A 20,698-nucleotide genomic window follows, 5' to 3' on the forward strand; every position below is an offset into this window, starting at 1 on the left:
TTTAGGGGATTTAGGGGTATATAAGCGGACAAGGCTCATAGCACGTATTGTCTGGCCAAAAGGTTTATTAGAACGTGAAATAGTTCTCCTATTCAAGATGTTGAGGCTATTTTTAGCTGATTTATTGAATGACTTTTCCATTTACGTGCGTTTGGGTGGATATATGCATGATGTCGATTTCGGTCTCCTGGGTGTAGTGGTCCTGCGATTCGCCATCGACCGGGGGTTTGGATTGAAACCGTTCGGCGAGTTTGGCGAAGAACACGTACAGACCGGGTACGATAACCAGCCCGAACAGTGTTCCGGTGAGCATACCGCCAGCCGCTGCCGTTCCAATGGATCGGTTGCCCAACGCGCCAGCACCCGAGGCCATGCAGAGCGGAATCAGCCCCGCGATAAAGGCAAAGGAGGTCATCAGAATAGGGCGTAAACGAGAAACGGCCCCTTCCACCGCTGCTTTCAGAATGGGTAGGCCCTCCTTCTGCCGCTGACTGGCAAACTCGACAATCAGAATCGCATTTTTACCTAGCAAGCCAATGAGCATCACCAGGGCCACCTGCGCGTAGATGTTGTTCTGTAAACCCAGCAGGTACAGAAAGAAAAAGGAACCGAATATACCCGTGGGTAGCGACAACAGAACGGAGAGGGGTAAGAACACACTCTCATATTGCGCCATCAGCAGGATGTACACGAACACTAAACAGATCGCGAAAATGTAGATGGCCTGATTCCCCGACTCGACCTCCTCCCGCGACATGCCCGACCATTCGTAGGCGTAGCCTTTGGGCAATACCTGAGATGCTACTTCCTGAACAGCCCGGATTGCGTCACCACTACTGTATCCGGGTGCGGCATCCCCATTGATCATGGCCGAGGTGTACATGTTATAGCGGGTCAGTTGCTCGGGTCCATAGACGCGTTCCAGGGTAACGAAGTTGGAATAGGGTACCATTTCGCCCTGGTCGTTCTTAACACGCATGTTTAGTACATCTTCGGGCTTGGTTCGGTAGCTGGGAGCGGCCTGTACCATCACTTTGTACATCTGTCCGAAGCGAATGAAGTTGGATGCGTAAAAACTGCCCATCATCGTTTGCAGCGTGCTCATGGCATTGTCGATGGAGACCCCTTTCTGCGACGCTTTTTCCTGGTCGACATGCAATAAATACTGAGGAAAATTGGGGTCGAAGCTGGTAAAGGCGTCACTGATCTCGGGCCGTTTTTTCAATGCCGCAATAAAGTCCTGCGCTACTTTAGCCGTTTGGGTCAGATCGCCACTACGCCCCCGGTCCAGCATCCGTAACTCAAAACCACTTGAATTACCGAATCCCGGTACAGTTGGGGGTGGAAAAAACTGAATCGTCGCATCGGTGATGCCTTTGGTTTTTTCCTCCAGCGTGGCAATCAACTCCTGCATCGATACGTGGCGCTCCTCCCAGGGCTTCAGGTTAATCATGCCCATGCCATAAGAAGCGCCTGCGCCGTCGGTCAGCAGACTATAGCCCGCCAGCGTCGATACGTTTTCGACCGATTCCTGCTCCGCAGCAATCGCTTCGATGGCGTCCATGACTTTCTCCGTTCGGTCGACGGTAGCCCCGGCGGGAGTGGTTACGTTGACGTAAATCATGCCCTGATCTTCGGTCGGGATAAAACCACCGGGCAGAACGGTGCTGATACCCCAGGTAGCCACAATAAATAGCAGCAAGAGCCCCCAGGTTACGACGCTACGATTCGCTATTCGGCTTAATAAGCCCTGATACTTGCCCGCCAGTGATTCGTAACCCCGGTTGAATCGGGTAAAGAAGCGGCCTAGAAACCCGGTCTGTTGGCCATGAACGGGCCGGAGCAGAATCGCACACAGGGCCGGGGTCAGCGTTAGGGCATTAACGCCGGAAATGACAATGGCAATAGCCAGGGTGAGCGAGAACTGCCGGTAGAAAATGCCTACTGGCCCCGACATAAAGGCCACCGGTATAAACACCGCCGACATCACCAGCGTAATGGCCACAATGGCCCCGGCAATATCGCTCATGGCCGAAAACGTAGCGGCTCGGGGCGTTAAGTGGAGTTCTTCCATTTTAGCGTGAACCGCTTCGACCACCACAATAGCATTATCGACCACAATCCCGATGGCTAGTACCAGCGCAAACAGGGTGAGCAGATTGATCGAGAAACCAATCAGGCTCATAAACGCAAAGGTACCAATCAGGGCCACCGGCACGGCCAGAGCACAAATCAAGGTAGACCGCCAGTCCTGCAAAAACAGGAACACGATGATGAATACCAGCACAAACGCTTCGATCAGCGTACGGACTACCTCGTGAATGGAAGCATCCAGGAATCGGGATACATCATAAGCGTAATTATAGGTCATGCCCGATGGAAATGAGCTTTCTTTCAGTTCGGCCATGCGCGTTTTTACATTGGCAATCACATCGCTGGCGTTGGAGCCGGGCCGTTGTTTGAGCATGATAGCCGCCGAAGGGCGTCCGTCGTTTTTGGAGAGTACGCCATAATCCAGCGAGCCGAATTCAACGTCGGCCACGTCTTTCAGGCGCAGGGGAGAGCCGTCGGCGTTGGTACGCAGGATGAGGTTTTCGTACTGGGCCGGTTCAAAAAACTTACCGGTGTAGCGGAGTACATATTGAAGCGTCTGCGGGTCTCGGTCGGCACTTTCGCCCGCTTTTCCGGGTGCAGCTTCAACATTCTGCTTGCGAATCCCGGCCACCACTTCGTCGGGCGATACATCATAGGCCGTCATGCGGTCGGGTTTGAGCCACACCCGCATGGAGTAATCACGGCTACCCATAATGGCGGCAAAACCCACGCCGTCGATCCGCTTTAGCTCGGCCAGTACGTTGATATCGGCGAAATTGTAGATGAATTTTTCATCCACTTTCGGATCGTCGCTGACAATATTGAGGTACAACAACATACTGTTCACCTCTTTTTCGGTGACGACCCCCGCCTTGATCACTTCTTCGGGCAGTTCGTCCATGACGGTTGTCACGCGGTTTTGCACGTTGACGGCCGCCAGGTCGGGGTCTGTACCGACTTTAAAGAAAACGGTAATCAGGGTAGTGCCATCATTGCCCGAAATGGAGGTCATATACGTCATGTTGGGCACCCCATTGATGGCTCGTTCGAGCGGGGTAGCCACGGCTTTCACGCAGACATCGGCGCTGGCCCCGGTGTATTTAGTCGTTACGGTGACCGATGGCGGTACAATGTCGGGAAACTGCGTAACGGGCAGACCCGTCAGGGCCAGAACACCCATCAGCACAATAAGTACCGAAATGGCGGTGGAGAGTAAGGGTCTTTTAACGAAGATTGTAAACATAGGAGCCTGAGAAATGGGTGAATAATGGGTAATGGATAATGTAAAATGGGTAATGAATAATGTAAAATGGATGATGGGCTATTCGCTGATCGTCAGTAGATTACTACGTGTTCTATTCATTTTACATTGTTCATTTTACATTATCCATTAATTATTATCGCGCTGCGGCATATAACGCCTGTAGGCTTTTGGCGGGAAGTGCTTTCGGGGTAATGTGCATGCCATCTTTCAGACTCTGGATTCCCTCATACACAATCCGGTCGCCGGGTTTAAGGCCCGATTGAACGATGTAGAACTGATCGACCCGGCTGCTGGGCACAAAACTTCGGGATCGGACTTTATTCGTGGCGTCAACGACATACACGAAGTTTTTGTCCTGCACCTCAAAGACGGCTCGCTGCGGTACCAGAACGGCATCGTCTACGTCGGTGGTCAGGCGGATTTTGCCGGTAGCCCCGTGGCGGAGTAAGCGTTTGGGATTGGGGAAGGTAGCCCGGAAGGCAATGGTACCAGAATTGCCTTCGAACACGGTTTCGGTGGTTTCGATTTTGCCTTTGTAGGGGTAAGGCGAATCATCGGCCAGCAGCAGGTCTACTTCCCGAACGGTCGTTTTTTCGGGGTCGAGCCGTTTTTTGATGAAGGACAGATACTCTTTCTCCGATACGTTAAAATAGGCATACATCTCCCGCAGATCGGAGATGGTGGTGAGCAGCGCGCCTTCTTCGATCAGGCTGCCCCGTTTGAACGGTAATCGGTTGATAACCCCATCGAAGGGAGCCCGGATGCTGGTTAGGGAGACATGAAAACGGGCCTTGTTCAGGGCAGATCGGGCTCCATTGATGCCCGCCCGAGCAGTTTCAAGTTTCGATTTGGCAAGCTTTAGTTCGGAAGGCGAAATCACGTTTTTATCCACCAGCAGTTTCACCCGGCCCATTTCCACTTCAGCTGATTCGGCCTGGGCTGTAGCGCTTTCCAGACTGGACTGTGCCCGATCCACTTCAACCTGATATTCGGTTGGGTTTAGCTGAAACAGCAGCTGGCCTTTGTGAACCGGCTTGCCTTCATCGACCAAAATTTTATCCAGATACCCCGCTACCCTTGCGCGAACTTCCACATTCTGTACGGCCTCCAGGTTGCTGGCGTAGTCATGGTCAAGTGTGGCATCCTGTGGAGTCAACTGAATCACCGGAAGCGTTGGTGCCGACTCCTGTTTTTTCTCGTTGTGAGCCGAGCAGGAGGCCAGTATAATCGTACTAAGTAGGGCAAGTATGCCTGAATAAGATCGCATAAGGAAGTTGGGGCTGATTGCCCTGTTTGCTACCTGTGCAAATACAATACGGCAAGTAAAGGCCAGCTTAGAAAATTATTAGAATTTCCTTAGAGATACGCTAATCGGCAGGATGTGCCCCGTAAAAACACAAAACCGCTACCGGAGATCAGGCTCCCGTAGCGGTCGGACTCGCATGTTCAACTATGAAAAAAGAAACCGTTATTGTTCACCAGCGACTGGAGCCCCAATTTTGGCTAACTCCTGATTGTCCGGGAATAATGCCTTTGCTTTGGTCAACCATTCAGTTCGGGCAGTATCGTCTTTGGTCACCAGTTCATTATACGAAATCAGGTACTTAAAGGCGAGTAACAGGTCTTTTTTGTAGCGATTCCGTTCGTCTTCCTTATCCGAAACCATTGCAATAAACTGCTCGAAATAGGGCTTCGCTTTGCCATTCCGAACGGCTTCTTCGGGGGTATAGGCATAGTAGTTCGCTTTGGCCCGGTAGAGGACTGTCGGAGCATAATCAGGTGAGGCTTTTTGAGCCAAAGCCAGCGCCGAATCAGCCTGCGCAAACCGAACCGTATCCCGTACTAATTTCCCCAGACTGTCGCGTTGGAAACCCAGCGTATAGTTGCTCATGCCATAGCGGAATAAATCCTGTACATCGGCTTTGAAGTTGTGCTTGGCGGCCGAATCCAGGGCGGCTACCGCTTCGGGGTGTTTCTTGGCCCGGTAATAATACTTGGCCATGTCGCTATACAGATTCTCGATTGTATCGAAGGGAGCAGCTTTGGCCAGGTAAGTCACGCCAATGGAGTCATTGACTGCTTTTAGAGAATCACTGCCGGGGTTTTCGATACCCATATAGGCCAGGCCGAGGTATTTGTAATCATCGGGCATCACCTTTCCCGGCGCTTTTTCCAGGAACGTATTAATGTTCTGAATGGCTTTCTGGGGCTCTTTCAGAGACGAGTACGCCCAGCCTTCTATCCGATACACGATTGGGTTCTGGGCTAAGGCTGTGCGGTTGCTGTCGATCAGATTGACCGTTCGCTGGTAGTCTTTGGCCAGGAAATGAAACTGAGCCTGTCGCAACAGGGTCTCCTGCCGTTTATCCTTCGATACGTTTACGTACTGGTCAATATACGTGGCTGCTTCTTTATACCGATTAACCAGGAAATACAACTCGGCTAACTGGTTGTAGGCCGCAGCATAGTTCGCATTGGCTTCAATGGCTTTTTTGTAGTTCTCCACAGCCAGATTCAGGTTACGGCCCTGCCAGTAAATATCGCCGATTCGCTGGTACACGCGTGATGGGTCCATGCCTAGTTCGAGGGCACTTTCGTAGCGGGTAACGGCTGTACCCGCATCTTTATTCAGGTAATAGGCATCGCCCAGCGCCAGTTGAATGGCGGGGTTCTTCTTATCGCGTTCGGTAGCCCGGCTTAAATAATCAATGGCGGTAGCAGCGTTGACCACTTTTGCGTAGAGTGGTTTGATAGAGCCATTTCCAGGTGTTAGATAGCCCGTATAGGCCTCGCCAATTCGGTACAGGATGTCGGCGTTTTTACCCTTACTCTTTTTAACGACTTCGGCCAGTTTGGGCTCGGCATTGGCCGGGTCATTTTTGACCAGATAGGTGATGGCATCGCCCATTTCATTGAGCGGTGTCCGTTTTTCATCCATCGCAATGCCTTTCTCGAACCAGATCCGGGCCGAATCGGGCTTACCGGCACGGAGATAGCCGTAGCCCGCATCGAAAATGGTTTGGGCGGATGGACTTTGTTGCGCATTTCGACTCAGAAACTGAGTGGCTTCCTCGAAGCGGCCCAGATTCATGAGGGTATTTGGGTCAGGTGTGGGCGTTTGCGCGAGGGCAGTTCCGGCCAGACCAGAAAGAAATAAAATGATTCGTTGCGTGTTCATGTTGCATAGGGTTTTCTCTGTCCAGACGACAAGACTGTCATCGGTAGAGGCATATGCAAACTACCACATAGACCTAAGAAGGGGCTTAAAGACTGCTTAGAAAAGGCTTAGAGAATGTAGCCAAATAAAAATGGCGACCATGGCTGAATAGCGAAGTCACCATTTTTATTTGGTAGAAGGGCCAATATGCACCGTGACGTACTCCCTTATGTGGCTCAACAAGCCAATGGGTTAGCGGTGGTTAACTGTAGCCACGGTAGGCGGTATGCGCGGGCCGGCAGCTGGAGGAGACACATGCATACCGCTCTGATAAATGTCTTCGGCAATAGTGAGACCAAGCGGCACTCCTCCTATGTTTTGCGATAAATCCATCTCATCATCACTGCTCACGGCAAACGCATCAAATAGCCAGTGAACGCCTAAATAGACGCGGCTAAGACCATTCTCTACGATCATTCGCCAAAGACCACCAGGAAAATTGCGAACATGGCGCGGGCGCACAGTACCCTGATTATCCTGGTTAACTCCGTTCATTTCTTCGGACACTACCGACAATCCATCGAACAGATGATCGTCCGACCGGTTGCCCAGCATGGGGTTCGGGGTATTAGCGGGTACGCTCAGTGCCCCGTAAAACAGCCGGGTTATGTGCAGCGCGGCTGCCCCGAAGGTTGCATGACCGGATGGATAGGCGGGGAAGTTGGGCGTAAAGTTTTTTGGGCGTTCCCGCACAACCTGGCTGCGCTGGTAGGTACCGGAGTCAGATTGTGCGGGCGCATCATATTGTGGGTTGATAGCGTTCGTTGCCGGGCCACCCAACGGAAGCCAGTTACAGTCGCAGTCGTTATTGAGGTTGTTATTTGGGGCTGTTGCCATACCCATCGACTGGTCATGTTCACGAATGCCAACGATCGGCCGCCAGAAGTTATGACGGTATTTTTCATCCCAAGCCAAAATGCCGGCATCACCCATTGCTACATTGACCAGTGCAAACAAGCGGGCATTCTGTGCCTCGGTGTTGTTGCGGGCTATAGCGAGTGTGCGGATAATCTGATTATAGAATCGCGGGGGTGTTCCCAGACCAACAGCACCGTCGTAGGCCCAGAACAAACCCATCACTGTTTCGTCGTTGGTACGGGAATGGGCGCGGTTAGGAATTGTGCCCAATAAACTGGTCGCAATGCCTTTCTCGCGCACCTGCCGTAAAGCCTTCGTATAGGCTGGACTTTGAAATGGGGGATCAAGCAAGGTATGCCGGGTTGTAATGGCAAACCCACCCGACTGAGCCCCGTAAAAAGGCGAATAAAATCCCTGACTCGGATTGTCGGGATCTACTTTGTGTTTTCCCCGAGCCAGCGACGGTGTATAGCCGTCATCTTTAGCTCCCGGGTCACCGGCCCGCAGTGTCAGGATATCCTTTGCTATCATAAGACCAAGCTCATGGCCTGGATTCAATACCTCCCCGGCTTCGGCCAGGGAGGTATCGAATAAAGTTCGCTGGCTGGGAAATAATGCCCAAAGTGTTGCATGGGCAGCTGCCGATACGGTTGCCCGGGCCGTAGCCCCGGCCGGTACCGGGTGGGTGAGGGGCATGTATGTCGAAAAATCCAGCCCGGGAGTTGTCGCGACAAATGAATCGTGCATAGCAATATGGACAATCGCCAGGGCCCTAGAGCTGAGGGTAGGACCAGTTTGTTCCATTTTCCGGTTGGTGTGGCTAATGCGATTTGCCTCTATAGCCACAGCATTCCAGTACAAAATAATATCGCTCATTGGTTTTGATTGATTAAAGGGTGGATCAATAAGTGCATGTCATTTGCTTAGTCGAATAAGTAGGATTTGGAGTAAACAAATGCAGGCTCAAATATAGACCTACACCAATCAGGTAAACAATGGGGATTATCCCGTATTTATGAGAAATAAGCTATTGACTATCTGATTGTTAAGGGGGCTGAGGGTGTAGTTTACAGGAGTAAAATGCCCTTTAAACAAACTTGGCTGGGATTTGCCCCAGCCAAGTTTGTATTTTTCGATCAATAAGCATTTTCTTCTTTGGCAATCACACCGTCACAGGACTTGCCCAATAGCCCGCTTGCTCGACCGCATTTCGGACTAGGTCAGCAATTCGATTATCGGTCGTCTGTACAGTCAGCAGGTTGTCGGGCGAGTCAGTGTCAACATTCCAGCCGTCTACCTGTTCGATGTCATTGAGGGGCAGCGTTACGGCGGCAATGGCTTTTTTGTCGGTCAGATTGGTTCTGAAATTCAGTGTCTCCATTGTGTTCAGTTGGTTTGTTATTTATTTGACTAAAAGAACCAGAAACTATCCCGGAGTTGAAACTCAACGGAGCCTAGATAGGCGGTTTTGGTATAGACCGAAGCGCGATAGGTACCCGGCTTCAGGGGTTTGTCAGGCGTCAAACTGATCGAAATTCGTTTTGGCTTTCCGGTAAAAATCACCCGTTGAATTGCGTGAATCGGTACGACTTCATTGATATCTGACAAGACAACCGTTGTGGTTCTCAAGGGTGGCATTGCTGGATTGTGCTGAGGGTCTGTCAGGCTTACGAATACGTCCTGAATGTTCTCTAACTCTAATTCCGGCGGTACATCGAGCGAAATAGTCAATGTATGCACCTTTTTGGCTTTGGCGGTTTCTTTTCGATTCGACTTCCGCGTTTCGACCATAAACTCATCGCCTGTAACGGCTGAGCGAGGCACCTTTGTTTGTAAAGATGTATTCAGTTCATTTATTTTTTGTTGCAGATCTTTCGTCTCTTTGAGCAGTAGTCCATTCGAGTCGCTCAGCCAGCTGATTTTATCGTTCATGGCAGCTAGCTGGTTTTCCAGACTATCGCGAATGGTTGTCATAGAATCCAGATTTCGAGTAAGACCTCGAATGGTACCAGTACGCAACCTGTTTTGCTGACGAAGCTGGTTCTCCAACGCATCCCGTTGGTACAATTGGCCATGTAAGTCACTGATGCGTTTGCCCAGCGATTCGTTCTCCCCGGTGGCCGTTTCCAGCTGACTTGTTAGACTGCGGACATCGCCTTCGAGCTGAAGTTTGACTGACAGCAGCGAATCGGCCCGTCGTTCTTCCTGATCAAAGCGGTCAACCAGGGTTCGGGTTTTATCCAGATACAGGCCACCAACCACACCAAGGGTGAGTAGCATAGCCAGCATAGCGGTCAGCGGTGTTGATGTTCGTGGAGTTGTTTCCATACGGATCGTGTTTTGTTGGTGTATGAGAGACTGAGACAAAGGTGACCTCCACGGGTTATAAAGGAATTAAAGACTACTTAGAATTTGCTTAGACTTTGGGTTTCGCCTAATCATCTGCTTCCCGATGGCGTTATCACTACAAACTGGATACACATCATTATTGCATGGCGAAAAGACCTTCCCGATATGCGCAGGTGCTGGCCTGGCTCGATCAGCACGTTATCAAGCGGTTATACACCGAACGTGTGCGCCGAGTTATTCTTCAAAGTTTGCCATTTTGGGTAGCCTCCCTATTGACCGGACTGGTGGCCGTTGGCTACGAAGAACTGTTTGTCTGGGCGGAGAAAACCAGTTTTACCTGGATTCAGACGCACCCGATGCTTGTGTTTGTAACCACACCGATAGCCCTCCTGCTTTCGTGGCTGGTGGTGGTAAAACTGGCTCCGGCGGCACGGGGTAGCGGTATTCCGCAGGTGATGGCTGGTATCGAACTCTCGAATCCGGTTACCCACGGTCGTACCGAGTATCTGCTCAGTATGCGGGTAGCCATTGTGAAAGTCTTGAGTAGTGTCTTACTGCTGATGGGGGGTGGTGTTATTGGACGGGAAGGACCGACCATTCAGATTTCAGCGGCCATTTTTCGTGCCATTAATCGGCTGCAACCGGCTGGCTGGCCGCAACTGTCCCGGCAAATTGCGCTCGTCACGGGTGGAGCGGCTGGTTTGGCAGCTGCCTTTAACACTCCGCTGGGTGGCATTGTCTTCGTGGTGGAAGAACTGACCCAAACACACATTACCCGCTTTCGTACCGCTGTGTTTACCGCCGTAATCATTGCCGGGATGACTGCGCAGGCCATTCAGGGGCCTTATTTGTACCTGGGTTTTCCGAAAGTAACGGTCTCAACTGGTTGGTTTTTGGGTGTTGTTGTGTTGGTGGCGATGGTTTCCGGTTTAGCGGGGGCCGTGTTTGCCAAAGCGTTATTGTGGGTCAATGCCTACCGGCGACGGTTCCGCACCAGTCGGGAGCAGGCTGTATGGGTAGCTTCCTGCGGGCTGGTACTGGCCGGGCTGGCTTACCTGGTTGGTACCGATGCGGTTGGTACGGGAAAGCCCATCATTAACCGGCTCCTGTTTCAAAACGATCACCTGACGCCCTGGTATCTTTTCCCCGTTCGTTTTGCGGGGATGGCCCTCAGTTACAGCAGTGGTGCTGCGGGCGGTGTTTTCGCCACCTCGCTGAGTGCCGGAGCCATTCTGGGCGATGGACTGGCCCGTCTTATCCGGGTAACGCCCAGCGATACGAATCTGGTCATTCTGGTGAGTATGGTGAGTTTCCTGACCGGTGTTGTTCGATCCCCATTTACGGCGGCCATTCTGGTGCTGGAAATGACGGACCGGCATTCGGCAATTTTTCAATTACTGTTGGGTGGTCTAATGGCGCAGGGAGCCGCATCATTGGTAGATCCAGTTTCGTTTTATGAGCACCTGAAAGTTGGGTTTGTCAAGGAAACAATGGCGCAGCCCGTTGGCAGTGGCCCAAAGAGGGAAAGTGATAGGAGCCAGAGCCAGCTAAATAGCCCTACTTAAGTGCTAGTTCTATTGTTTGGCTGCATTCTACCCCATCTCAATCCCTCTCCTGGTTTTCAGGCTAATTTTGTAGAGGTTTTGAGAATTGAATTAAGCCTAGTTTTAAATCAGCTTTTTCACCCCTAAATCCCCTGAAGGGGACTTATTTCAACGTCAGACAAAGTCCCCTTCAGGGGATTTAGGGGTGAAAAAGCTGTCAAAATAAATAGTTCATCGCATCCACGTGAAATCCCTACAAGATTAAGTTTTCAGGGGAGGGGCTTATGCTAGCCACTTTTAGCCCGGTCTGCCGGGCTGTAGGATTTATAGTAGCTGTTCTTAGCTCGCTTTATCAGGTGGATATAGCCGCCGAATGAGCCGTTCCATCGTCAAACCCTGTACAATGACGGAAAACAAAACGACTGCGTACGTAATGGTCACAATAAACTCTTTTTGTGGTAACGAACCATCAATGGACAACGCCATGGCAATGGGAAGGCCACCCCGTAGCCCGCCCCAGGTCAGCATAACAGGGGCATTCCGGTCGAGATCAAGCCAGCGACGAGCCAGGGTAAAGGGGATCAGAATGGCTACATACCGGGCTATCAGGACCAGGAGCACGACCAATAAATAAATTGACCATTGTGTAAGTTGAAAATCAATCAGGAGCAGCTCAACGCCAATTAAGACAAAAAGTAAAGCATTCAGAATCCCATCAACCAGCTCCCAGAATTTATCGACATACTCTTCGGTGAGCTGGCTCATGGCATCCTGACGGCTATGATGACCACCAACCAACAGGCCGGTGACCACCATAGCCAGTGGCCCGGAAATGTGCAGTTTTTGGGCTAATAAGTACCCACCCATAACACCGGCTACCGTTATAATCACTTCGGTCTGATAGTGGTTGATCGACCGTAACACCCAGAACATTCCATACCCTAAAGCAATGCCAAACACAATACCGCCACCGGCTTCTTCGAGAAACAGCAAGGCGATCTCTCCAGCACTAACACTATCGGACCCGTTGATGACAATTCGGTAAATAGAGGCAAACACAACAACCCCTACGCCATCGTTAAAGAGCGATTCGCCCACAATGTTGAGTTTAACGTTGTCGGGTAGTTTGAACTTGGATAAGATTCCCAATACGGCAATCGGATCGGTTGGTGAAATTAAGGCGCCAAAGAGCAGGCAAAGTGGGAACGATAAATTCAGGTCGAGATGCCTGGTTAGTAAATAAAGTCCGGAGCCCACCAAAAATGTGCTCAGTAAGACCCCTACAAACGCAAACAGCATAACCGATCGCCGTTCGACCTTAAGTTTGGCAGAATCGGTATGTAAGGCGCCCGCAAAAAGCATGAAACTTAACATGACATCGAAAAGCGTTTTTCCAAAGTCAATTTGGGCAACAGTCTGGCGAACAGAGGCCAACTGATCCGGATAGATTGAGTTTAGGGCAATTAAGAGGACAGAGAAGCTCAATGAGCAAACCATAATGCCAATGGCATCGGGTAGCTTAAGCCAGCGCGTATTCAGATAAGCGAAGAGGGCCGAGATAACAATAAGTAAGGTAATGAGGGTGAATAGATCCATGAAGTGAGTAGCGGAGTTGAGCAAGTTTACATTAACTTTCGATTAAAACCGCATCTTGTTTTGCGTTAATAACTAGTAACCGTATTCCTTAAAAATGACTGTAGACGATCAAAATGAACCCAAAATCAAAAAGTCGGAACCCTTAGCCCAATTCAGCGCGTTTCTGCGCGAACGGTTTAGTCTAGAAGAAGATAAAGACGACGAAACGGATGTGATACAAGCCATTAGCCGGGGAATCGAGTTTCGGGGTATTAATTTGTGGACGCTGATTTTTGCCATATTTATTGCCTCTATTGGTCTGAACATCAACTCCCCGGCTGTTATTACCGGGGCTTTTCTTATCTCTCCGTTAATGGGCCCTATTATGGGTATAGGGCTGGGCGTGGGTATCAACGACCTGACGATGATCCAGCGAGCGTTGAAGAACTTAGGTCTGGCTGTATTCATTAGTTTATTGACCTCCACGCTCTATTTTTTCGTAAGTCCGCTGCATTTGGCTCAATCTGAATTAGTAGCTCGAACATCCCCCACGGTCTGGGATGCGTTGGTGGCCTTTCTGGGAGGTCTGGCTGGGATTGTTGCCGGTTCGCGCCGGGAGAAAGTGAGCAATGTGATTCCGGGTGTGGCAATAGCCACCGCGCTGATGCCGCCCTTATGTACCGCCGGTTACGGATTAGCTACCGGTAATCTATACTACTTTGCCGGGGCATTTTACCTGTTTCTTATCAATGCTATATGTATTAGTATTGCCACCTTTCTGATCGTCCGATTTCTGGGTTACCACCAGAAACAATATCCTACACCTGAGGTTGAACAGCGGGTTCGGCATACGATCTGGTTTGCTGTAGTCATTGTGGTGGTACCCAGTAGCTATCTTGGCTATCAAATTGTTCGTAAAACCATATTTGAGGAATCAGCAAAGCGATTTGTAACAACTGAATGTAATTTTCAGTACCGGCAGGTCATCCAATACGCAGCTCGTTTTAATCGTCGGCAGAGTACATTGGAACTCTCGCTGGTGGGAGAGCCGCTACCAAAGGACTCAATCAACCTACTACGTACCAAAATGCCAGCCTACGGTTTGGGCAACGTGAGTCTTGTGGTGAAACAGGGAAGTTTTAAAGATACGGAAGTGGATGTGGATGCGCTCAAGAATACAGTAACCGACCAGGTAATAAAATACAGCCAGTCGTCTATTGCCCGCAAAGACCATATCATTGACTCCCTTCGCCGGTATATCGATCTGACTCATTCCGCGAATTTGTCGGTAACCGACCTGCGAAATGAGCTTAAGACGCTCATGCCCGATGTACAGACCTTTACTGCTGCCCAATCGCTGGTGATGAACCGAAACAGCACCCGGCCCGATACGGTCATGCTCGTCTATGCCCGGTTCTCCCGAAAGCATACGAACGCTGAAAAGCAACGCATTGAAAAGTGGCTTCAGAGCCGTACCAAAAGTAAGCGGATCAAACTACTAGTGGAATAAGGCAGGAATATCGACAAACCAGGCAATGAGCAGGGTCAAGAGCACCAAAGCACTGATTAATAAGAGTAACCAGTCTGGCTTTTTTGGATCTTCTTCGTACAGGTATTTTGATTTAGGGCGCGTCTTCGATGGGGTTGCCGGACCTGGGGGAAAGAACGGGGAGTAGGGTTGAATTGCGGTTTTTTCAGTCATCATCGCGTTATAGTTAGATACGTAGGGATAGCCAAAGTTGCTAAGCACGACTTAGGATTCACTGATAAACTGCTTAGAAACTGCTTAGAATTGGCGCGTCTGCCGGGATAACTCGATGCTAAATACGGTTGGTTTGCCCGCTGTTGAGGTAACCTGGATTTTGCCCTGATGCAGCCGAATGATACGCTCTACAAGTGATAAACCTACCCCGTAACCGCGCACATCGGCGGTTTGGCGGCTGCGATAAAAGGGCTCAAAGATATAAGGTAGGTCGGCTGATGGGATGGATTGACCCCTATTCTGAATGCTAATCGTTAACCAGTTGGGATCAAAACTAACGTGAATCAGCGCCTGCCCATCATCAGAAAATTTGCAGGCATTTTCCGTCAGATTTTTTAAAGCCGTTGCCAGTAAGGTTTTATTGCCCTGCACCGCTAGCTGGTCGGGGTCATCGGGAAGCGCACCGAATTCGATGGTTACCTGATAACGAGGATTGATGGCTGTTACCTCATCCCGAATATCCCAAACGATTTCGTCCAGTCGAACGGTATCGGTTAAGAGCCCGATGGCATCTTCCTGATTCACCTGAGAGAGTTTCAATAACTCATGGGTAAGCGTTGCCAGATCACTTACATCATCCAGTACCGAACGAATCGTTTTTTGGTAAGCCTCCGGTTCACGGTGTTTTAACAAGCTTACTTCCAATTGCGAACTGATTTGTGTGAGCGGATTTTTCAACTCGTGCGATACGTTGGCCACAAACATCCGTTGTAATCGAAACGACTCCGTGACCCGGTCCAGTAATCGATTGATAGTCGATGACAACCGACTGATCTCATCGTCGTCTTGATTGATGAGCAGGCGCTCATCCCGGTTACGTGGGAATATATCACTGACAATCTGGTCAATTTGCTGCATGGGTCGCAGGGCATCTCCTGCGAAAAACCAGCCCGAAAAGGCAGTAATGCCCACAATCAGGAAAAACAACACCGCTAAGGCCCATAAAAGCCGCCGTAGAAACTCATCGCCATAAACGTTCACCGCACTGGCAATGACCACATACTGGCCCGACGCCGTCATGAACCGGGTGCCCGACAAATAGTACCCTTTCTGTTGAAAATCCTTTTGTTTATCCTGCCGGATATCGGCCAGCACCGATTTGGGTATGGTGATCGGCAGACGTTCATTGGTAATAAAAATGATCGAGTCCCGGCTATCGAACACCATGATATTCTGATTGGGTAACTGATCTTTCCGGATTCGCCCCAATTGCCGAATCAGTTGCGCATCCAGGCGATGCCGAATGAGCATATCGCCCGTTGTATTGGCTTTCCGATCGAGCCGTCGGTAAAAGTCGGATGAAATGAAATACCAGCAAAAGGCATAGATACTCACAAACGCCAGCAGGATAATGCTGGATACCAGGCTTGTGAAGCGTAACGTTAGCCGTTTGCGAATGGTCATGGAAAGGAGGGAGGAAAGGAGGAGGAAGAAGGAGAGGGAGGAAGGGTTCGGTAATTTCGTCCCTCTCTTCCCTTTCCTCCCCCTCCTCCCTTTCCTCCCCTTTTTTATTCTTCTTTAAACATATACCCCATGCCGAAGTGGGTGTGAATCAGCTTTTTTGGGAAATCGCGGTCGATCTTTTTGCGCAGGTAATTGATGTACACTTCTACGACGTTGGTGCCTGTATCGAAGTTTAAATCCCAGACGTGTTCGGCAATGGATGGTTTCGATAGAACCCGTCCCTGGTTGCGCATGAGAAATTCCAGGAGCGCAAACTCGCGGGCGGTCAGTTCAATGGGTTGTTCGTCGCGCGTAACGGTTTTGGCATCCAGATTCATTTCAATGCCGCCGTAGCGTAAGGTTTGAGCCGTTAGCGACACCTGCGTGCCGCGCTTTGTCAGTGATCGTACGCGCGCCAACAGTTCAGAAAATTGAAACGGTTTGGTCAGGTATTGGTCAGCACCGGCATCGAAGCCCGAAATTTTATCCTCAGTTTCGCCAAGGGCAGTCAGCATCAGAATAGGCGTCGTTAACCCTTCGGCCCGTAGTTGCCGACAGAGTTCATAGCCATTCAAACCCGGCAGGATCAGGTCGGTAATAATGGCGGCATAATTATTTTTCAGGGCCAGTCGTTTGGCAATGAGCCCATCGTAGGCAATATCGACCTCGAACTGGCTTTCTTCCAGTCCCTGCTGGATTGCCTGCAACGTTTTGGGTTCGTCTTCAACGATTAGGAGTTTCATAGTTGGTGGCGCAACGGGTAGTTTGTTCGGTACCCAGTTGCCCGTCTTACGGTGATGAGTAAACTGGGTACACAGGTAATTAAGCGCTTAGCGAGCCTAATGTTTTGGGCTCTAATCAAATTCTAAGGTTTCGTTAAGTTCCTCCTTATCACTCGACTATACTTTTCGGGAATTAAGCGTGCATAGGCACTTATTCATGAGGTTGACCCGTGCGCCTACGTTCTCACTGATCGGGTCGGGTCAACCCTCATGAATAAGTGATTTCTCGCGCTCTACTAAAACCGAACGAGCATGATGACGTTTCTTATTATCGCAATCATAATTAGTATACTCGGTGTACTCAGTTATTTTACCAGCGCCAGGTTTGGCGTTAAAGCCTCTGATACCGACAAATTGCCCCCTCATTACGAACACTTACTCCGCCGTTTAAAGGAAAAAGAAAAACGGGGTGAAGGTCCAGAAAATGTGTTAAAAGATGAGGTGGTCACGAAACGATAAGCCGAAGAATCAGACCTCGATCAATTCATCATTCATGCGTTGCAGCAGCGTTTCTACATCCTGTTGCCGAGCCAGCCGATAGCGGGCAAATGACATCCCTGACCCCACTTTCATGGTGTACGCCCAGTTCGGAAGCTGCCGGAACATATCTTCATCGGTCGTATCGTCGCCGATACTAATAATAAAGTCGTAGGGTTTTTGTTCGGCAATAGCGAGTGCTACAGTTCCCTTACTGTGTTGGGCGGGTTTTACTTCCACCACTTTATTGCCCTGAATAACCGTGAGTGGAATAGAGGAAGAAACGCGCCGTAACTGGGTCGCCAGGTCAATGGCCTGTCCTTCAACATCATCAGTTTCCACTTTCCGATAGTGCCAGGCAATGGCCGTTTCTTTTCCTTCAATAAATGAACCTGGAAAACGATCAACATAATAATTCATCGTTGAGCGCACCGGGTCGACCCAATCATCGGCCGATAGATCGAGTTGTTGCCAGGGCTGTTCCGGTTTTTTCAGGAAAGCGCCATGCTCGGCGACCAGGAAAACGGGAATACCCACAAACGTCTTCTCCAGAAACGATCGGTTTCGGCCACTGATGACCACAACATCGCTACTCTCGGCCAGATTCCGTAATATAGTCTGTAATGTTTCAGAGGGTCGGGCATCGGCCGGATCATTGACTATGGGGGCTAGTGTGCCGTCGAAGTCAACTAAAAGCAGCCGTTTATGGGCGTCACTAAACGCACTGATAAATGGTTGAATCGGCAGGTCGGTTTCTAAACTGGGCTGGTTGGTAATCATATCGTTGAATGCGGAAAGAAAATCGTGACTCCATCGGAAAACATTATGGTTTTGTAGATGCTTTCGCATATGCTGCAAGCGTCGTTCCTGTTCGGCCAATGGCATGACTAATGCCTGATTAATGGCATCAGCTACTTCCTGAGTGTCGGTTGGGTTGATGATGATGGCATCCCGTAACTCCTGAGCGGCTCCGGCTAATTCACTCAAAATCAGTACACCTTTTAGATCCTGGCGGCTTGCCACAAACTCCTTGCAAACCAGGTTCATCCCATCGCGAACAGGTGTAATGAGGGCAATATTGCAGGCCGTATACAAGGCCATTAGCTCTGTAAAGGTTAGCGATCGGTACGAATACACGATAGGCCGCCAGCCAATGGTACCAAACAGGCCATTGATACGGCCAACGGTTTCTTCGATCTCCCGTTTTAACTCCTGATATTGAGCGATTTTATCGCGTGATGGCACTACCGTCATCACAAAGGTTACTTTATCATGCCAGTCAGGATGCTGAATCAGAAAACGTTCATACCCTAGCAATCGAGAGGTAATTCCTTTGGTGTAATCGAGCCGATCAACCGAAAAAATGATCTTGTTGTGCCGTAGCAAATTCATGAAATATTGCTGGGTGGCAAAAACGTCAGCCTCTTGTCCACTTGAGTTGAACTTATTAAAATCGATGCTAATCGGGAAAGCGTTGACAATCACCGCCCGGTCGGGCAGGATTATACGTTGATTAATAATCGGCAGATCCAGAACCTCTGAAACGCTCTGCATAAAATGCTGCACGTAATCGGTCGTGTGAAACCCTACGACATCGGCTCCTAGAATTCCATTGATGAGGCTTTGCCGCCAGGTGCGGGGCAATAGTTTTATGATCTCATAGGTTGGGAAAGGAATATGAAAGAAGTAGCCAATCGTTGCCTCAGGCATGGCCTGGCGCAACATATCGGGCAGCAGCATTAACTGGAAATCGTGAATCCAGACTAAATCGCCGGGTTCGATTAAGGCCGTTAGTTCCTCCAGAAAACGGGTATTGGCCTGCTTGTAACAGTCGAAATCGTGCTCTTTAAACGATGCGTAGGACGGAAAGTAGTGAAATAAAGGCCAGATTAAATCATTGCTAAATCCTTCGTAAAACCCTTTATGAACAGCTTCATCCATAAAAACCGGATGGGCCACAAATGTATCATTTTCCAGGGCGGATGAGTCGAGTTGTTGAAGTGACTGATCACCATGCCCAACCCAGTGAATTTTTGTGGGTAAACTCCCCTGATTCTGGCCCATCTGCTCCGCCATCGACAGCACAGCCGAAACCAGCCCACCTGAATTCTGTTGGAGTTCGGAACCGTTATTAGTTTGCTGAATAGTGAACGGAAGCCGGTAAGAAACAATCAATAATCGTTTAAATGAGGCTTTAGAAGTCTTCATAGAGTTGATGCGCTACTGAACGCCCAGTGTAGTTAACAAAGGACGTACCAGCGACTTAGAAGGGACTTAAGCAATACTTAGAAACTCCTTAGAAAGGTGGTTATCTTTCTTACTTCTGTTCACTTATGGATAAGGTTTTCTAACAGGTAACACTACGCCACCGATTGTATTCCAACAAAGCAGGTCTTTGGGCTTCTAAGCAGTTTCTAAGCAGATTATAAGCGCATTCTTAGTCTAATGAATCAACTTGCTGCACTTTAGTTCTGCTCAACGTTTTAGCCAGAAATACCAGTCCATGCTGCCGGGTAAAGTTGCATAGCCTACTGGTAAGCGGCTAATAACCCTTAATTATATCTCCTTATGTCAAAAACTAATCTGGACCTATCCGATAATCTCCTGTGGTATAAAGACGCCATTATTTACGAATTACACATCAAAGCCTTCCGCGACGGTAACGGCGACGGAATCGGTGATTTTCAGGGCCTGCTCGAAAAGTTAGATTACTTACAGGAGTTAGGCGTGACGGCCATTTGGCTACTGCCGTTCTATCCATCACCCCTGCGCGACGATGGCTATGATATTGCCGATTATTACACCATCAATAAGTCCTATGGAGATATCGAACAGTTTAAAATCCTGCTCGATGAAGCTCACCGGCGCAATCTGAAAGTCATTACGGAATTGGTCATTAATCACTCCTCCGATCAGCATCCCTGGTTTCAACGCGCCCGAAAAGCTCCCAAAGGATCACCAGAGCGGGATTACTACGTCTGGACCGACGATCCCACTCAATACAAAGACGTTCGGATTATTTTTCAGGATTTCGAGAAGTCGAACTGGACCTGGGATAACGAGGCTCAGCAATATTATTGGCACCGCTTTTTCCATCACCAGCCCGACCTGAATTACGACAACCCGCTGGTTCAGGATGAAGTGTTCAGGATGATCGACTACTGGTGCGAGCTGGGTGTGGATGGGTTTCGGCTGGATGCCGTTCCTTATTTATTTGAACGCGAAGGGACGAACGGCGAAAATCTGCCCGAAACGCATGCCTTTCTTAAAAAGCTTCGAAAACATGTAGACGATCATTTTCCCGGCGTGGTCTTTCTGGCCGAAGCCAATATG

General features: G+C 49.7%; 15 protein-coding genes. 4 read left to right on the top strand and 11 right to left on the bottom strand.

Features of this window, described 5'->3' with window-relative positions:
• Nucleotides 1-121 precede the first annotated feature (121 nt).
• The 6 genes from ACYVGO_RS10545 to ACYVGO_RS10570 all read right to left on the bottom strand — a co-directional run bounded on the left by ACYVGO_RS10545 (nucleotide 122) and on the right by ACYVGO_RS10570 (nucleotide 9,761).
• On the bottom strand, nucleotides 122-3,337 hold the full coding sequence (locus tag ACYVGO_RS10545) for an efflux RND transporter permease subunit (protein ID WP_460969228.1): 3,216 nt from the start codon (nucleotides 3,335-3,337) through the stop codon (nucleotides 122-124).
• 154 nt (nucleotides 3,338-3,491) lie between these two features.
• Nucleotides 3,492-4,625: an efflux RND transporter periplasmic adaptor subunit gene (locus ACYVGO_RS10550; RefSeq protein ID WP_460969229.1), complete on the bottom strand. Its 1,134-nt coding sequence runs from the start codon at nucleotides 4,623-4,625 to the stop codon at nucleotides 3,492-3,494.
• Nucleotides 4,626-4,826: 201 nt separating this feature from the next.
• Nucleotides 4,827-6,536, bottom strand: a complete 1,710-nt coding sequence (locus ACYVGO_RS10555; protein WP_460969230.1) for a tetratricopeptide repeat protein — start codon at nucleotides 6,534-6,536, stop codon at nucleotides 4,827-4,829.
• Nucleotides 6,537-6,767: 231 nt separating this feature from the next.
• A complete protein-coding gene (locus tag ACYVGO_RS10560) occupies nucleotides 6,768-8,309 on the bottom strand; it encodes a vanadium-dependent haloperoxidase (RefSeq protein WP_460969232.1) in 1,542 nt (513 codons plus the stop codon).
• Between the two features lie 286 nt (nucleotides 8,310-8,595).
• Nucleotides 8,596-8,814, bottom strand: a complete 219-nt coding sequence (locus tag ACYVGO_RS10565; RefSeq protein WP_460969233.1) for a copper chaperone — start codon at nucleotides 8,812-8,814, stop codon at nucleotides 8,596-8,598.
• A gap of 29 nt (nucleotides 8,815-8,843) precedes the next feature.
• Nucleotides 8,844-9,761 carry a hypothetical protein gene (locus tag ACYVGO_RS10570; RefSeq protein ID WP_460969234.1) on the bottom strand — a complete coding sequence of 306 codons (918 nt, stop codon included), beginning with the start codon at nucleotides 9,759-9,761 and terminating at the stop codon, nucleotides 8,844-8,846.
• A 164-nt stretch (nucleotides 9,762-9,925) separates the two neighbouring features.
• On the opposite strand from ACYVGO_RS10570, the gene ACYVGO_RS10575 reads away from it, so the two are divergent.
• Nucleotides 9,926-11,347 (top strand): chloride channel protein, encoded by a 1,422-nt coding sequence (locus tag ACYVGO_RS10575; protein ID WP_460969235.1) that lies wholly within the window; start codon nucleotides 9,926-9,928, stop codon nucleotides 11,345-11,347.
• Nucleotides 11,348-11,665: 318 nt separating this feature from the next.
• Here ACYVGO_RS10575 and ACYVGO_RS10580 read toward each other — a convergent pair whose 3' ends face one another.
• Nucleotides 11,666-12,922 (bottom strand): cation:proton antiporter, encoded by a 1,257-nt coding sequence (locus tag ACYVGO_RS10580; protein ID WP_460969236.1) that lies wholly within the window; start codon nucleotides 12,920-12,922, stop codon nucleotides 11,666-11,668.
• Between the two features lie 94 nt (nucleotides 12,923-13,016).
• Between ACYVGO_RS10580 and ACYVGO_RS10585 the strand changes: the two genes are divergently transcribed.
• Nucleotides 13,017-14,411 carry a DUF389 domain-containing protein gene (locus tag ACYVGO_RS10585; protein ID WP_460969237.1) on the top strand — a complete coding sequence of 465 codons (1,395 nt, stop codon included), beginning with the start codon at nucleotides 13,017-13,019 and terminating at the stop codon, nucleotides 14,409-14,411.
• Here the strand turns inward: ACYVGO_RS10585 and ACYVGO_RS10590 are convergent.
• From ACYVGO_RS10590 to ACYVGO_RS10600, 3 genes are all read right to left on the bottom strand, one after another.
• A complete protein-coding gene (locus ACYVGO_RS10590; protein ID WP_460969238.1) occupies nucleotides 14,400-14,606 on the bottom strand; it encodes a hypothetical protein in 207 nt (68 codons plus the stop codon). The genes ACYVGO_RS10585 and ACYVGO_RS10590 overlap by 12 nt on opposite strands.
• An 81-nt stretch (nucleotides 14,607-14,687) precedes the next feature.
• Nucleotides 14,688-16,067, bottom strand: coding sequence for a sensor histidine kinase (locus ACYVGO_RS10595; RefSeq protein WP_460969239.1), 1,380 nt, complete (start codon nucleotides 16,065-16,067; stop codon nucleotides 14,688-14,690).
• A 104-nt stretch (nucleotides 16,068-16,171) separates the two neighbouring features.
• Nucleotides 16,172-16,849 carry a response regulator transcription factor gene (locus tag ACYVGO_RS10600; protein WP_111349117.1) on the bottom strand — a complete coding sequence of 226 codons (678 nt, stop codon included), beginning with the start codon at nucleotides 16,847-16,849 and terminating at the stop codon, nucleotides 16,172-16,174.
• Between the two features lie 291 nt (nucleotides 16,850-17,140).
• On the opposite strand from ACYVGO_RS10600, the gene ACYVGO_RS10605 reads away from it, so the two are divergent.
• Nucleotides 17,141-17,347, top strand: coding sequence for a hypothetical protein (locus tag ACYVGO_RS10605; RefSeq protein ID WP_460969240.1), 207 nt, complete (start codon nucleotides 17,141-17,143; stop codon nucleotides 17,345-17,347).
• 9 nt (nucleotides 17,348-17,356) lie between these two features.
• On the opposite strand, the gene ACYVGO_RS10610 is transcribed toward ACYVGO_RS10605, so the two are convergent.
• Entirely contained in the window at nucleotides 17,357-19,573 is a 2,217-nt protein-coding gene (locus ACYVGO_RS10610; protein ID WP_460969241.1) for a bifunctional alpha,alpha-trehalose-phosphate synthase (UDP-forming)/trehalose-phosphatase, read from the bottom strand.
• A gap of 360 nt (nucleotides 19,574-19,933) precedes the next feature.
• Here ACYVGO_RS10610 and ACYVGO_RS10615 point away from each other — a divergent pair.
• Nucleotides 19,934-20,698, top strand: a 765-nt coding sequence (locus tag ACYVGO_RS10615; protein WP_460969242.1) for an alpha-amylase family glycosyl hydrolase, incomplete at its 3' end; no start/stop codon positions are given.

The organism is Spirosoma migulaei (assembly GCF_054776855.1).

Excerpts from the sequence above, each read along its gene's own strand:
- ACYVGO_RS10545 (WP_460969228.1), bottom strand. The coding sequence starts at position 3,337 with ATGTTTACAATCTTCGTTAAAAGACCCTTACTCTCCACCGCCATTTCG.
- ACYVGO_RS10550 (WP_460969229.1), bottom strand. The coding sequence starts at position 4,625 with ATGCGATCTTATTCAGGCATACTTGCCCTACTTAGTACGATTATACTG.
- ACYVGO_RS10555 (WP_460969230.1), bottom strand. The coding sequence starts at position 6,536 with ATGAACACGCAACGAATCATTTTATTTCTTTCTGGTCTGGCCGGAACT.
- ACYVGO_RS10560 (WP_460969232.1), bottom strand. The coding sequence starts at position 8,309 with ATGAGCGATATTATTTTGTACTGGAATGCTGTGGCTATAGAGGCAAAT.
- ACYVGO_RS10565 (WP_460969233.1), bottom strand. The coding sequence starts at position 8,814 with ATGGAGACACTGAATTTCAGAACCAATCTGACCGACAAAAAAGCCATT.
- ACYVGO_RS10570 (WP_460969234.1), bottom strand. The coding sequence starts at position 9,761 with ATGGAAACAACTCCACGAACATCAACACCGCTGACCGCTATGCTGGCT.
- ACYVGO_RS10575 (WP_460969235.1), top strand. The coding sequence starts at position 9,926 with ATGGCGAAAAGACCTTCCCGATATGCGCAGGTGCTGGCCTGGCTCGAT.
- ACYVGO_RS10580 (WP_460969236.1), bottom strand. The coding sequence starts at position 12,922 with ATGGATCTATTCACCCTCATTACCTTACTTATTGTTATCTCGGCCCTC.
- ACYVGO_RS10585 (WP_460969237.1), top strand. The coding sequence starts at position 13,017 with ATGACTGTAGACGATCAAAATGAACCCAAAATCAAAAAGTCGGAACCC.
- ACYVGO_RS10590 (WP_460969238.1), bottom strand. The coding sequence starts at position 14,606 with ATGATGACTGAAAAAACCGCAATTCAACCCTACTCCCCGTTCTTTCCC.
- ACYVGO_RS10595 (WP_460969239.1), bottom strand. The coding sequence starts at position 16,067 with ATGACCATTCGCAAACGGCTAACGTTACGCTTCACAAGCCTGGTATCC.
- ACYVGO_RS10600 (WP_111349117.1), bottom strand. The coding sequence starts at position 16,849 with ATGAAACTCCTAATCGTTGAAGACGAACCCAAAACGTTGCAGGCAATC.
- ACYVGO_RS10605 (WP_460969240.1), top strand. The coding sequence starts at position 17,141 with ATGATGACGTTTCTTATTATCGCAATCATAATTAGTATACTCGGTGTA.
- ACYVGO_RS10610 (WP_460969241.1), bottom strand. The coding sequence starts at position 19,573 with ATGAAGACTTCTAAAGCCTCATTTAAACGATTATTGATTGTTTCTTAC.